Genomic DNA, 14,033 nt, shown 5'->3' with positions numbered 1-14,033 from the left:
ATGGCCGCCCCACTCCCCGTCATGATTGATCACAATCCGTGTGCAACGCCTTCACCGCTGGGCTCTTGATGCGACGCCGGCAGTCAATATGCTGTGGGCAGACCCGCCAAAAATGAAGAAGCGCCTGCATGAACAGCCCCCGAACGCTCTATCAAAAGCACATCGACAGCCATACCGTTTGCCCGTTGGACGATCAGGGCCACGTGCTGTTGTACATCGACCGCCAGGTCGCCAACGAATACACCAGCCCGCAAGCCTTCAGCGGCCTTCGTGAAAACGGCCGCAGCGTCTGGCGGCCGAGCGCGACGCTGGCGGTGGTCGATCACGTCAACCCGACGGCGCCCCAGCGCATCGCAGCCATGCCGGATGCCGGCGGCGCCCGGCAGGTCTCGTACTTCGCAGAAAACTGCCGGGACTTTGGCATCGAACTGTTCGACGTGCTGGACAAACGCCAGGGCATCGAGCACGTCGTCGCCCCCGAGCAAGGCTTCATCCTGCCGGGCATGGTGGTGGCCGCGGGCGACAGCCACACCACGACATACGGTGCGTTGGGGGCCTTTGGTTTTGGCATCGGCACGTCTGAAATCGAACACCTGCTGGCTACGCAAACGCTGGTCTACAAGCGCCTGAAAACCCTGCGCGTCACGGTCAACGGCACGCTTGGGGCAGGTGTCACCGCCAAGGACATCATCATGGCGCTGATCGAAAGGATCGGCGCCTCGGGCGCCACCGGTTATGCGATCGAATTCACCGGCCCGGCAATCACCGCCCTTAGCGTCGAAGCCCGCATGACCATCTGCAACATGGCCGTGGAAGCCGGCGCCCGGGGCGCGTTCATGGCGCCGGATGACAAGGTTTTTGCCTATCTGCAAAGCAAGCCCCGCGCTCCCAGGGGCGAGCTGTGGGAACGGGCCGTGACCAAATGGCGAGCCCTGCACAGCGATGAAGGCGCGGTGTTCGACCGGGAAGTGACGCTCGATGTCGACGCATTGGAACCCATGGTCACCTGGGGCACCAGCCCTGACCAGGCTGCACCGATCGGAAGCCAGGTACCCGACCCTGCGACAGAACCCGACCTGATCCTGCGCCAAGGCCTGCAGCGTGCCCTCAACTACATGGGCCTGACGCCAGGCATGCCGCTCGCCGACGTGGTCATCAACCATGCTTTCATCGGCTCGTGCACCAACGCGCGGATTGAAGACTTGCGCGATGCGGCGCGTGTCGTACAGGGCAAGCACGTTGCCGCCCATGTGCGCGCGATGATCGTGCCCGGCTCGACCATGGTGCGCGAACAGGCCGAAGAAGAAGGCCTGGCGGCAATATTCCGCGAAGCCGGTTTCGAATGGCGCCAATCCGGCTGTTCGATGTGCCTGGCGATGAACGATGACGTGCTCGCCCCTGGGGATCGCTGCGCCTCCAGTACCAATCGCAACTTCGAAGGACGCCAGGGCGCCGGCGCGCGCACCCACTTGATGAGCCCGGCCATGGTGGCCGCCGCCGCGATTGCTGGTCATTTGACCGATGTTCGTTCACTGCTGCCGGAGGCCTGAAGCATGCAACCCTTCAATACTGTAAGTGGCACCGCCGCCCCGCTGCTGGCCGCCAACATCGACACCGATGTGATCATGCCCAAGCAGTTCCTCAAGGGCATCGACCGCAACGGGCTGGACCGTGGCCTGTTCTTCGACTTGAAGTGGCTGGGCAACGGCGATCCCAATCCTGAATTCGTGCTCAACAAACCGGGCTGGCGCGGCGCAACGTTCCTGGTGGTGGGGGAAAACTTCGGATGTGGCTCAAGCCGCGAACATGCGGTGTGGGGTTTGAAGCAAGTGGGCATCCGGGCGTTGATCGGCAGCAGCTTCGCCGGGATCTTCTATGACAATTGCCAGCGTAACGGGGTGTTGGTCATTCAATTGCCCGAAGCGCAACTCAAGAGACTCGCGCAGACGATCAGCCGCGCCGAAACCGCCAGCATCAGCGTTAACCTGCCGGCGCAACAGATCAGATTGGCGGACGGTGAGGTAATTTCTTTCGAGATCGACGAGCTGCGCAAGCAATCCTTGCTGCTCGGCCTGGATGCCATTGGCACGACCCTTCAACGTGCAGACCAGATACGCCGCTTCGAAAGCCGGCACCTCGCGGAAAATCCCTGGCTGTAGCGTAACGTCCAACCACTGAGCAAGACTGTGGGAGCGAGCCTGCTCGCGAAAGCGGTGCTGCTCTCCTACCCAGCCGACAAGTCCCGAAAACACGTCTCAAGAAATTCAACGCAAACCCGCAGCTTCGCCGACTGACTGAGCCGGGTCGGGTACACCGCCCAGACGTTGGCGCTTTGCGAATACGCCGGCAGCACCTGAACCAACCGCCCCTGTTCAAGCAGGGGCCCGGCGTCCCACATCGAGCGCAGCAGGATCCCGCCGCCACTCAACGCCCATTCCAGGACAATCTCGCCGCTGTTGGAGGACAACGGGCCGCCGATGCGCACAGTCTCCTGCACCCCATCCTTGCTCAAGGTCCAGATGCCGAAGGCGTTGTCGCGCTCCTTGAGCACCAGGCAATCATGGTCCTTGAGGTCATCGAGCGAACGCGGTGTGCCCCGTCGTTCCAGATACCCGGGGGCTGCGCAGAGCACGCGCCGATTGCTCACCAGCTTGCGGCCCAGGTGCTGCCCTGGCAGGTCATCACCGACGCGGATCTCAAGGTCGAACCCCTCGCCAACGATATCGACGACGCGGTCGAACACATCCAGTCGGATGTCGAGGCCAGGGTACGTCTGCGACAGCTTGCCGATTGCCGGCGCGACATGGTTGCGGCCAAAACCAAAGCTGCTGCAGATATGCAACGAGCCGGTGGGCTGATGGCGAGCCCGGGCGATTTCACCGACGAACTCATCGAAATCCCCCAGCAGCTTTTCGGCCCACACCCGCACGCGCTCGCCGTCGTCGGTCAATGCGATGCGCCGGGTCGTGCGATGCAGCAGTCGGGTGGCGAGCGTCGACTCCAATACCGAGATGCGCTTGCTGATATAGGCCGGTGAATAGCCCAATGCCTCGGCCGCGCTGGCAAAGCCATTCTTTCGGACGACAGTCAGAAAGACCTTCAGGTCCTCCGGCAAGGGGAATTGATCACGGGTTGTGTTCATCGGCTCTACCGCAGCGCTATTCTTCGCAATTTCGCGAAGAATAGCACTGAAGCGGCCCGGCTCAACCGCCGTATTTGCCCAGCAATTTAAGCGTCACGCCGTTCGTCCAGCCAAAGCCATCCTGCAATTCATACTCGCCCCCGCCCCCACCGTCGCCTTGACCGGACAAGTCGTACTTCTCGACCAGTTTGTCTTCCTTGCGGTAGAGATCCTGGACCTGTTGCAGAAAACGGCTGCCAACCTCCCTGGCCAGGTCGGTTTGGCCGTAGCGCTCCAACCCCTCGACCGCCACCCATTGCAGGGGCGCCCAGCCATTGGGTTCATCCCACTGCTGGCCGTTATTGACCTGGGTGGTGGCGATGCCGCCGGGACGCAGCAAGCCCTTGCGCACGGCGTCGGCAGTGCGGTTGGCGCGTTCGCTGGAAGCCAGGCCGGTATAGAGCGGGAACAGCGTCGCGGCAGTGAGTGCCGGGCGCTGCCGGTTCTGCTGCCAATCGTAGTCCACGTAATAGCCGCCTTCGGCGTTCCACAGGTACGTCTCGATGGCGCGCTGGCGTTGCTCGGCCCGTTGCCCATAGGCTTGGGTACACGGCGTGTTCCGCACCGTTTCACAGGCCTTGGCGATGGTGCGCTCCAAGTGATACATCAGGCTGTTCAGGTCCACGGGTGCGATGGAGGTCGTGCGAATGGTCGCCAGGTTTTTACCGTCTCCCAGCCAGCGGGAACTGAAATCCCAGCCGCTTTCAGCGCCTGCGCGCAAGTCGCGCCAGACTTCTTGCTTGGGCCTGTCGGCTGCCTGTTCAGCGGTCTTGACGTCCTGCAGCCACGACTCCTGACGAGGCGTGGGGCTGGCGTCCCAATAGCGGTTGAGCACGCTGCCATCGGCAAGCTTGACGACGTGTCGCCCAGCCTCACCCGGCTTGAGGGTCTGCGCCCCTTCCATCCAGTAGGCATATTCTTTTTGCAGTTGCCCAAGGTAACGCCCGTAGGCCTGCTCGCCCTCGATATGCGCCTGCAATTGCACCATATAGGCAAAAAATGGCGGCTGCGATCGGCTCAGGTAGTAGGTGCGATTGCCGTTGGGAATGTGGCCGAAGGTGTCGATCATGTAGGCAAAGTTGTCGGTCATCTGGCGAACCTGCGCCTGGTCACCGCTTTGCTCCAACCCCAGCATGGTGAAATACGAATCCCAGTAATACATTTCTCGGAAACGCCCGCCTGGCACGACATAGGGCTGCGGCAACGGCAATAGACTGCTGTATTGCGGAACCTCGGTGTAGGTTCGGCTGAGCACCGGCCAGAGATTGTCGATGTGTTCCTTGATCGGCGCGCCGGGTTTTGGGGTAGGGCTCTCAGCCTGGCCTGACTCGACGAAGTTGTCCTTCACGAACCCGTTGAGATCGAAATCGGCACTGTCGCGGCGGGCCAGGTAATCGGCGCGAATCTGCGAGGGGTCGCGCTTGGGCAGCGCATCGACGAAGTGTTTTTGGTCAGTGAACAACTGTTTGCCTTGCACCGCCTCAAACAATTCGGGATAGGCCTGGTCGGGCGGCACGGGGGTGCGACTTCGCGCGTCCTCGTAGCGCCATGTCGCAGGCGATTGGCTTGAGCATGCTGCGCACAACAACGCGGTGAAGGACAGGCTGGCGAGATAAACAGAACGCATCTGAGGCTCCTTGATGTGAACACTTCCTACAGCAATGACTGAAGAAAATGAGCCTCGGTTCACTCGAACTTCCTTTCCTCACTTCAATGGAACCCCCGTTTCACCCTCGCTCTCTATCGCAGAACCAACAGAGCGGAGGTGTTGATCATGATTTCCCCGGCAACCGGAATGAGGACGGGCGAACGCTATGCCGTCGAAAGCGTCGAGCGAGCGCCACATTTCCCGGGCTTTTTCCTTGATGGAAAGTATTACCTGGGCCCAGAACTGAACACCGCGGTGGGCTGGCTGGAGAGCGAAAAGTTTGTCTATGACCAACTCGACCCCGAGGGCGAGCCGGTGTACCCGGACAGGGTCGCCGGCACCGTCCAGGACCTGACGCTGATCATGGCGGACGGGGTGCGCCTGAAGCTTTCGCCCATGCAGCCCGAGATCCATCAGTCGACAGGCGAAACCGCCCCGAGCCGTAAGACGACGTCGTATCCCTTGTCGGAGAAACTGGTGGTCATCACCGGCGCTTCGAGCGGGATCGGCCGCGCCACCGCCCAGGCGTTTGCCAGGCAGCGCGCACGCCTGGTCCTGGCGGCACGCGACCGTGCGGCGCTCGATGAGGTCGTTGCCCAATGCCAGGCCCAGGGAGCCGACGCGTTGGCGGTGTGCACAGACGTCACCAGCAGTGAGCAAATGCAGGCGCTTGCCGCCGAAGCCGCAACGTTCGGTGACGGTCGCATTGACATCTGGATCAACAATGCCGGCGTGGGTGCGGTAGGCAGCTTCGAGCAGACGCCGCTCGATGTGCATGAGCAGGTCCTGCAAACCGATTTACTTGGCTACCTGCGCGGCGCCTACGTGGCCTGGCCGTATTTCAAGAAGCAACAACGCGGCATCCTGATCAATACCCTGTCGTTAGGCAGTTGGGTCGCCCAGCCTTACGCCGCCGCCTATTCCGCCAGCAAGTACGGACTGCGCGGGTTGTCCGAAGCCTTGCGCGGTGAGTTGGGGGAATACCGGGACATCCACGTCTGCGACATCTATCCCGCGGTCATCGATACGCCGGGTTTTCGCGATGGCGCCAACTTCACCGGCCACGCGCTGAAGCCACCACCACCGGTCTACGACCCCCATCGCGTCGCCGAGGCGATGGTCAGTTGCGCACTCAACCCCAAGCCCACCACCACCGTGGGCAGCGCCGCGACACTGGCAAGGATGGCGCATTTTCTTGTGCCCGGGTTTGCGCAACTTTCCGGCTGGCTGACACGCCGGGGCCTGGATCGCAGCCCGGCAATGGCTTCATCCTCCGGAAACCTGTTCGCCCCGCCCAGCGGCCAGCGACGTGTCGAAGGCGGTTGGCGCAAGCCGACGCGGCGATCCGCGCCCCTGCTGGTGGCGGGCGCCGCATTGTTGATTGGTGGGTGCCTGGTGGCGCTGGGTCGGGAACGAAGTCGTCGCTGAAGCGGCGTCTGGGTATTGGCTCAGGCCAATCCCGAACGGAACGCTTCCACCTTGAGCCCGAATCGGTTCATCTTGTTGTACAAACCGCCACGGGAAACGTTCAACTGCCGGGCGGCCAGGCGGATATTGCCCCGCGTGTCCCTGAGGGCCGCGATGATCGCATTCATTTCATGGGTACCTAGATCCACGGCTGCCCGCGGCTCGGGGGCAAAATGCCGGGCCGCTGGCTGTCCTCCCTGCCTGATCTCCAACGCAAGATCACTCGCTTGGATCAGCTCGGTACCAGCCAGGTTGGTCGCGCGCTCAATGACGTTTTCCAGCTCACGGACGTTGCCCGGCCAGTGGTAGGCGCCCAAGAGCTCCAGCGCCTCCGGGGACAGGTCGCGCATGGGTTTTCGCAGCGACCGGGCGCAACGCGCAAGAAAATGCCGTGCCAGCATCGGCACGTCTTCGCGGCGCATGCGCAAGGGCGGCACCGTCAGGCCCAGCACGTTGAGGCGGTAATAAAGATCTTCGCGAAAAGCCCCTTCGGCCACGGCCTGGCTCAGGTTGCGATGGGTCGCAGCGATGATGCGCACGTTCACCCGCAACGATTTTTTCGCCCCCACCCGAGTGACTTCGCCTTCCTGCAGGACACGCAGCAAGCTGACTTGAGCATCGAATGACATGTCGCCGATTTCGTCGAGAAAGATCGTCCCGCCGTCAGCCAATTCGAACTTGCCCGCCGAACCGCCACGCACCGATCCGGTGAACGCGCCTTCGACATGGCCGAACAGTTCACTCTGGACCAGGTCGCGAGGAATGGCCCCGCAATTGACCGCAACGAAAGGTCCGCCGCAACGCTCGCTGCCATTGTGGATGGCCTGGGCAAACAGTTCCTTGCCGGTGCCGCTCTCCCCGAGAATCAGCGTGGTCGAATCGCTGCGGCTGGCGATTCGAGCCAGGTGCAATGCGTCCTGGATGGCGCGTGAATGGCCCTGGATGGTTTCGAAGGTATAGCTGGCCTGGGTACCCATGATGCGCCGGGTAATCTCGCGGATGCGCCGGTTCTCGCGCAATGAAACAATGCGACCGCCCTGCGCCAGGGGACAGACCGACACCAGGCAGGCCAGGTGGCTGCGATCGTGCAGCTCAAACGTACAGTCCAGGTCCCGTACTCCTTCCCCGGCCCTGCGCAGGATTTCATCGCTCAGTTCGGTCTGGCCCAGGCTCTGGAACGGCTTGCCCAGCCAGGCAGGGTCGACACGAAACAATTGCCGGGCGTAATGGTTGAGGGCCTTGATATTGTTTTTTTCATCCAATACGACCAAGCCCTCGTTGAGCACTTCCAAAACCGTTTGTTGTTCTTCCAGCAACGCTTGCAGCGCCATTTGCCTGGAAACAGCTTCGGCTGCAGCCTGGACGGTGCCCAAGGTGTGGAAGTGAAACCAGCCGGGCTCGGCCGTTAGGGTCAACATGGCCAGGGTCCGGCCATGGGCATCGCGGATGGGCGCGGCGGCACAATGCATCTGCCGCTGGCGCAGGCCGGCGCCGAAATTCTCGCCAGACAGCACGTATACCAAGCGGTCTTCAACCAGCGCCAGGCCGGTGCAATTGGTGCCCTGTACCGATTCAAGCAAGCGACTGCCGATGGGTGTGAGGTCCAAGCCACAGAAGTACAAGGTGGTGCCCTGGGCATCCGTGAGGTTGATATGCCCGTTGGGATTGTAGGCAAGCAGGCCGCGCATGACCTGCGCCGCCGCGGCGATCAACAGTCGATTCGCCGCCAGTGTGGCGGTCAGCTCGGCAGGCGAGACAAAACGGTACTCGCCGTCTGCCGAGTCGAGGCCGGCATCGACGCTACGCTGCCAGGAACTCCAGATAACCTGCCGGACACCTTCAGGACGCTCGGTGACGCCGCTCAAGCAGGCTCGCCAGGCTTCATCCAGCGCCGGGCTTGATCCGCCATTCAATGACGCAGGCCCCAGGGCAGTCAGGTAATCACGGTCTTCAACGCTCAACGTCATCGGCTGTGTGTTCATGGCGGGCTCTATGTACATGCTTTTGACATGTCAGTATAGGCATGTCTTCTAAATGGACATATGCAATCACAAAGCACCAATAAAACCCTTTACTTTCAGTCTGTTATCAATTGGCACAGCCCTTGCTCCCGGCAATGCACCGACGACGAGTCGCGAACAACAATAAAAGGGAGTCTTTCATGGGTACGTCAAAAACCGTCCGCCTGGGTCTTATCGGTGCGGGTCGCATGGGCAGCTTTCACGGCCTGACCGCCGCTCGCCACATCCCCGGCGCATACCTTGCCGCCATTGCCGATCCTACCCCCGGCCAGGCCGAGCGCCTGGCCGCAGAACTAGGCGTAGGGAAGGTTCATACCGATCCACAACAGTTGCTGAATGACCCGGATATCGACGCGGTGCTGATCGCCGCGCCAGCTCGCAGCCACGCCGAACTGGTGATCAGCGCGGCGCAGGCGGGCAAAAGCGTTTTCTGCGAAAAACCCATGGCCGTCACGCTGGAGGAAGCCGATCGGGCCATTGCCGCCGCTGCCGATGCGAGGGTCACGCTGCAAGTCGGCTTCAACCGGCGCTTCGCCAAGAGCTTCCGCACCGCGCACCTGGACGTGGTCGCCGGCCGAATCGGCACGCCACAGCTTCTGCGTTCGCTGACCCGCGACCCGGCGCTGAACAATCCCGCCGCCTCGCCGCAATGGGTCATTTTCCTGGAGACGCTGATCCACGACTTCGACACCCTGCGCTACCTCAATCCGGGTGCAGAAGCGGTCGAGGTGTTCGTCATGGCCGACGCGTTGATCGCGCCGGACTTCAAACACAAAGGGTTCCTCGACACGGCGGTGGTCACGATCCGATTCGACAACGGCGCCATCGCCACGGCCGAGGCTAACTTCCAGGCGGTTTACGGCTACGACGTCCGCGGCGAAGTGTTCGGCAGCGCCGGCATGCTGACCATGGGCAGCGTCAACGACAGCGACTTGCTGCGCTACCTGGCAAGTGGCGTCCAGGCCGATACCCAGCGCATGGACACCGACTTGCTGCGTGACGCCTACGTGACCGAGCTCAATCACTTCGTCAATTGCGTACGCAGCGGTGAAAAGCCCCTAGCCAGCGGTGAGGACGCCCGGGCCGCGCTGGCGATTGCCCGTGCCTGTATCGAGTCTTTCCAGCAAGGCAAAGCGGTGCGTGTCCAAGGAGCGCAGTCATGAGTCTCGTACCGTTCAAGCTGGCGGTCAGCGCGGAGATGGTGTTCCTCGACCTGCCCTTTATCGAACGCGTCAAACGCATCCATGCGCTGGGCTTCAGCGTCGAGATATGGAACTGGACGACCAAGGACATCCCTGCCCTCGCCGCGACGGGCGCTGACTTTACCTCGATGACCGGCTACATCACGGGCAACCTCACCGACCCCGAGGACATCCGGCAACTGCTGGACAGTGCCCAGGAGTCCTTGGGTGTCGCCGCGCAATTGAATTGCCCGAGCCTGAACCTGCACGGCACCGGCCTGGGGGACCAGGGTCTGCCGGTCAAACCCGTGGCCCAGGCCACCGGCCGCATGTGGTTGAGCGCCTGCAAGACCCTGGAAAAAATCGCCCGCCTGGGGGAAGACGCCGGCCGTGTGTTCCTGCTGGAAAACCTCAACACCGAAGTCGACCATCCGGGCACGCCTTTCGCTCGCGCCGACGACACCCTGGCGCTGATCGAAGCCGTAGGCAGCCCGCATCTGAAAATGAACCTGGACCTCTATCACGCGCAGATCGGCGAAGGAAACCTGACCGAACTGATCCAGCGCGCCGGCGGCGCCATCGGTGAAATCCAAGTCGCCGATGTGCCTGGCCGCATGGAGCCCGGCACTGGCGAAATCAATTATCCGGCGATTGCCAGGGCGTTGTCCGGCATGGGATACAGCGGTGTAGTCGGCCTCGAAGGTTGGGCCAGCGGAGACAGCGAGCGGGCGCTTGAGCGATTCAGGCGGGCCTTCACGCTGGATGGGTAAGGCCCGTGCAGAACATTTATTGATGACGTTCACTCCATAACAACAAAAGGAAAACCATCATGCGTCGTTGCACACTGCTGTTCGCCACGCTGCTCCTGCTCTTCAGCCAATGGGCCGCCGCCGACTATCGCATCGGCGTCAGCATCGCCAGGGTCGACGATAACTTCATGACCTATGTGCGTAACGGCCTGGACGAGGCCGCCAAGAAGGACAACGTCCAGATCCAGTTCGAGGACGCCCAGGGCGATGTGGTTCGCCAGCTCAACCAGGTCCAGGGCTTCATCAACCAGAAAGTGGACGCGGTCATCGTCCTGCCGGTCGACACCTCCGCCACCGCCAATATCACCCGTGCCGCAGTCGAGGCGAAGACGCCACTGGTCTACGTCAATCGGCACCCGGACGAGCGTACGCTGCCCAAAGGGGTGGTCACGGTGGCGTCCAATGACATCGAGGCTGGCCAATTGCAGATGCGTTACCTCGCCGAAAAGCTCGGCGGCAAAGGCAACCTGGCGATCATCATGGGTGACCTCGCGCAAAACGCTACCCACGACCGCACCGAAGGGGTCAAGCAAGTGCTCAAGGACTTTCCCGGCATCAAGATCGTCGAGCAGCAGAGTGCCGAGTGGCAACGCAACAAGAGCATGGACCTGACCAGCAACTGGTTGCTCGCCGGCAGCCGGTTCGATGCCATCGTCGCCAACAATGACGAGATGGCCATCGGTGCGGCCATGGCCTTGCAACAATCCGGCAAGGCCAAGGGCGAGGTTGCGATTGTCGGAATTGACGGCTTGCCGGACGGCCTGGCGGCGATCAAGCGCGGGATGCTAGTCGCCTCGGTATTCCAGGACCCTAAGGCCCAGGCGACCAGCGCGGTGCAGGCAGCCATCAAGATGATCAAGGGCGAGCCGGTCGAGACAGAAGTCTGGGTGCCCTTCCAGTTGATCAAGCCTGAACAACTGGCGGTGTTCGAGCAGCGTTACAAGTAGCAGTAATCACCTGAGAAAAATGATGGCTCCGTGGCGAGGGAGCTTGCTCCCGCTCGGTTGCGTAGCAGCCGCAAGATTTTGGGGCCGCTGCGCCCGAAGCGTCGGACCGACCCAGCGGGAGCAAGCTCCCTCGCCACGAGTGAACAGCGCTGGATCAAGCGATGTGCAACGCTCGGCCCTTGGTCTCGGCGAGGGCGTTGTTCAATGCAACACGGAACAGTTCGACCAGCACATCAATCTCGTCGGCCTGGATGATCAGCGGCGGCAGGAATCGCACCACGGCGCCGTGACGCCCGCCCAGTTCCAGGATGACACCCAGGCGCAGGCATTGGCGCTGGATGGCCTGGGCCAATGCGGTGTCCGCCGGAGGAACACGGCTGTCGCTCGGGGTGTCGCTGACGACTTCCACGCCCACCATCAACCCCCGACCGCGCACCTGGCCCAGGCAAGGGTAGTCGCCCTGCAACTGGCGCAGTTGCTCCATCAGGCGCTGCCCCATGGCATCGGCATGTTCTGGCAGGTTTTCGCTGATGATATGGCGCAATGTCGCGGCACCTGCAGCCATCGCCATCTGGTTGCCACGGAACGTGCCGGCATGGGAACCGGGCTTCCAGGTGTCCAGCTCTTCGCGATAGACCATCACCGCCAGTGGCAGGCCGCCACCGATGGCTTTGGACAGCACCAGAATGTCTGGCTCGATATCGGCATGCTGGAAAGCGAACAGCTTGCCGGTACGACCCAGGCCGGTCTGCACTTCGTCGATGATCAGGGCCACGCCGTACTTGCGAGTCAATTGGCGCAAGCCCTGGAGCCAGCGTACCGGTGCCGGGATCACCCCGCCCTCGCCCTGCACCACCTCCACGACCACTGCCGCCGGCGGCAACACGCCCGATTCCGGGTCGCTCAGCAGTTGTTCGATGAAGTGCAGCCCGGCATCGATGCCAGCTTCACCACCGATGCCGAACGGACAACGGTAGTCGTAAGGGTACGGCAGGAATTGCACGTCGGCCATCAGCGAGCCCAGCGCCTGTTTCGGCCCCAGGTTGCCCATCAGGCTCAATGTCCCCAGGGTCATGCCATGATAGCCGCCGGAGAACGTCAGGATCGGCTTACGCCCGGTGGCGATTCTCGCCAGTTTCAGGGCCGCCTCGATGCCATCTGCACCCGTCGGCCCGCAAAACTGTATGCGCGCGTGACGCGCGAAGTTTTCCGGCATGGCATTGAAAAGGTCCTCGACAAAGCGATCCTTGACCGGCGTCGTCAGGTCCAGGGTGTGCAAGGGCAAGCCGGAATCGAGCGTCTGGCGCATCGCCGCAATGGCCACCGGGTGGTTATGGCCCAGCGCCAAGGTTCCCGCGCCGGCGAGACAGTCCATGAACAATTGCCCCTGCGTGTCGCGAACATAAAGGCCGTGAGCCTCTTGCAGGGCTAGCGGGATGCGTCGCGGGTATGAACGCGCATTCGATTCCCGGGCCGCCTGGCGTTGCAGGTACGGATTGGTATTCAGTTCGCGAGGCGCCTGTTGGCGGAACTGCTCCAGCGTGAAGGTGGCGCTGGATGATGAGCGGGGCTGGACACTTTCCATTTTGACTCCCTGAGATGAGAACGCTGTCGTGGGCGATCAGCCCTGTCCTTATGCCTGCATTGCCTGGCGCAGGCTCAGTGGGCGCATGTCGGTCCAGACTTTCTCGATGTAGGCCAGGCACTCTTCCTTGCTGCCCTGCATGTCTACGGTGCGCCAGCCATCGGGCACACTGCGGTAGTCCGGCCAGATCGAGTACTGCTCCTCTTCGTTGACGACAACCAGAAACCGCGTATCCGGGCTATCCAAACTCATTGCTTGCTCCTTGACTGGCATGACGGGAAAGATCGCTACGATACAATACTAATAGTATCGATTCTCATTAATATTTTATAAATCTTACATGGCTTGCCTGCTTCAACACCCACGAGCAGTCGCAAGACGGTGGTGCGCTGTTTATACTTCGCCCCTTCTGGACGATAACGTCTCTCAATTCGCGGTCACGGATGAGTCAATGATTCCCAGCCTTGCTCCGCTGTTCACCGGGCCGCTCGCGGCCTTCGAAGAAAAACTGCAACTGCGCAGCCACTCGCCCACCGTTCTGTCGGTGGAACTGTTCTTCCAGCGCGAGACGTTCAGTCAGTTCGTCGACGAGCTGCTGGCGCGCTACAAGACCGATGAACGCCTGGCCCTGGTGTCGCTGTGGTCCAAGTGGTATTTCAGTACCTTCCTCGCGCCGGTGATGGGCGCCAACCTGTTGCTGCAACGGGACCTGCCAGTCGCTCTGAACGATGTTGGGTTGAAACTCGGCGACGACGCCAGGCCACAGGCCTTACATGTTCGCGACGCCGGGCAACCACTGCCCGAATGCACAGCCTTTGAACGGTTCCATACGCTGGTCGAACAACACCTGGAACCGGTCATCGACACGCTGGCCAGTGTCAGCCGCGCATCGCCCCGCTTGTTCTGGAGCAATGCCGGCAACACCTTCGAATTCGTCACCACGCGGATCGACCTGCATCCGCTGGCCAATCCCGAGAGCACCCTGCCCGCCCGGCAAATCCTCACTGCCCGCCTGCGCCCCGATGGTCGGCGCAACCCGCTGTTCGCCCCCGTGCGTTACCACGATATCGGCGAGGAAGAGCCGCAGCGCCTGCGGCGAATCTGCTGCATTCGGTATCGCCTTCCCAGCGTCGGCTATTGCAGCAGTTGCCCCCTCGATGAATGCAAGCGGCAGCATTGAAGCGTCTGATCGCG

Annotated in this window: 12 protein-coding genes; 7 read left to right on the top strand and 5 right to left on the bottom strand. The window is 62.0% G+C overall.

Translation table 11 applies throughout. The features are described from left to right. Positions 1 to 128: 128 nt before the first annotated feature. Complete coding sequence (gene leuC, locus J3P76_RS11580) at positions 129 to 1,550, top strand: 3-isopropylmalate dehydratase large subunit (RefSeq protein ID WP_434701966.1); 1,422 nt, start codon at positions 129 to 131, stop codon at positions 1,548 to 1,550. A gap of 3 nt (positions 1,551 to 1,553) precedes the next feature. Continuing rightward, positions 1,554 to 2,159: a 3-isopropylmalate dehydratase small subunit gene (gene leuD, locus J3P76_RS11575; RefSeq protein WP_434676434.1), complete on the top strand. Its 606-nt coding sequence runs from the start codon at positions 1,554 to 1,556 to the stop codon at positions 2,157 to 2,159. Positions 2,160 to 2,224: 65 nt separating this feature from the next. Here leuD and J3P76_RS11570 read toward each other — a convergent pair whose 3' ends face one another. Both J3P76_RS11570 and treA read right to left on the bottom strand, forming a co-directional pair. Next, a complete protein-coding gene (locus tag J3P76_RS11570; RefSeq protein ID WP_434606026.1) occupies positions 2,225 to 3,142 on the bottom strand; it encodes a LysR substrate-binding domain-containing protein in 918 nt (305 codons plus the stop codon). Positions 3,143 to 3,203: 61 nt separating this feature from the next. Beyond that, positions 3,204 to 4,808 (bottom strand): alpha,alpha-trehalase TreA, encoded by a 1,605-nt coding sequence (treA, locus tag J3P76_RS11565; protein WP_434701965.1) that lies wholly within the window; start codon positions 4,806 to 4,808, stop codon positions 3,204 to 3,206. A gap of 147 nt (positions 4,809 to 4,955) precedes the next feature. Here treA and J3P76_RS11560 point away from each other — a divergent pair, with 147 nt between their 5' ends. Then, on the top strand, positions 4,956 to 6,257 hold the full coding sequence (locus J3P76_RS11560; protein ID WP_434701964.1) for an SDR family oxidoreductase: 1,302 nt from the start codon (positions 4,956 to 4,958) through the stop codon (positions 6,255 to 6,257). A 20-nt stretch (positions 6,258 to 6,277) separates the two neighbouring features. Here the strand turns inward: J3P76_RS11560 and J3P76_RS11555 are convergent, their stop codons facing one another. Further along, positions 6,278 to 8,278 (bottom strand): sigma-54 interaction domain-containing protein, encoded by a 2,001-nt coding sequence (locus tag J3P76_RS11555; protein WP_434701963.1) that lies wholly within the window; start codon positions 8,276 to 8,278, stop codon positions 6,278 to 6,280. A 179-nt stretch (positions 8,279 to 8,457) separates the two neighbouring features. On the opposite strand from J3P76_RS11555, the gene J3P76_RS11550 reads away from it, so the two are divergent. Genes J3P76_RS11550 through J3P76_RS11540 form a run of 3 tightly spaced genes read left to right on the top strand, consistent with a single transcriptional unit; the run spans position 8,458 to position 11,254 of the window. Next, positions 8,458 to 9,480, top strand: coding sequence for a Gfo/Idh/MocA family oxidoreductase (locus J3P76_RS11550; protein ID WP_434606034.1), 1,023 nt, complete (start codon positions 8,458 to 8,460; stop codon positions 9,478 to 9,480). Then, entirely contained in the window at positions 9,477 to 10,268 is a 792-nt protein-coding gene (locus J3P76_RS11545) for a TIM barrel protein (protein ID WP_420763728.1), read from the top strand. Before J3P76_RS11550 ends, J3P76_RS11545 begins: the two co-directional genes overlap by 4 nt. Before the next feature lie 59 nt (positions 10,269 to 10,327). Next, complete coding sequence (locus J3P76_RS11540) at positions 10,328 to 11,254, top strand: sugar ABC transporter substrate-binding protein (RefSeq protein WP_420763727.1); 927 nt, start codon at positions 10,328 to 10,330, stop codon at positions 11,252 to 11,254. A gap of 154 nt (positions 11,255 to 11,408) precedes the next feature. Here the strand turns inward: J3P76_RS11540 and J3P76_RS11535 are convergent, their stop codons facing one another. Then, positions 11,409 to 12,839 carry a diaminobutyrate--2-oxoglutarate transaminase gene (locus tag J3P76_RS11535; protein WP_420763726.1) on the bottom strand — a complete coding sequence of 477 codons (1,431 nt, stop codon included), beginning with the start codon at positions 12,837 to 12,839 and terminating at the stop codon, positions 11,409 to 11,411. A 48-nt stretch (positions 12,840 to 12,887) separates the two neighbouring features. Continuing rightward, positions 12,888 to 13,091: an MbtH family protein gene (locus J3P76_RS11530; RefSeq protein WP_420763725.1), complete on the bottom strand. Its 204-nt coding sequence runs from the start codon at positions 13,089 to 13,091 to the stop codon at positions 12,888 to 12,890. A 199-nt stretch (positions 13,092 to 13,290) separates the two neighbouring features. Here J3P76_RS11530 and fhuF point away from each other — a divergent pair, with 199 nt between their 5' ends. Continuing rightward, positions 13,291 to 14,019: a siderophore-iron reductase FhuF gene (gene fhuF / locus J3P76_RS11525; RefSeq protein WP_434606037.1), complete on the top strand. Its 729-nt coding sequence runs from the start codon at positions 13,291 to 13,293 to the stop codon at positions 14,017 to 14,019. Positions 14,020 to 14,033: the final 14 nt, after the last annotated feature.

The sequence above is a fragment of the Pseudomonas sp. D1-36 genome, from assembly GCF_051132205.1.
In the GTDB taxonomy this organism is placed as follows: Bacteria; Pseudomonadota; Gammaproteobacteria; order Pseudomonadales; family Pseudomonadaceae; genus Aquipseudomonas.
This window is presented reverse-complemented; position numbering and strand designations above follow the sequence as displayed.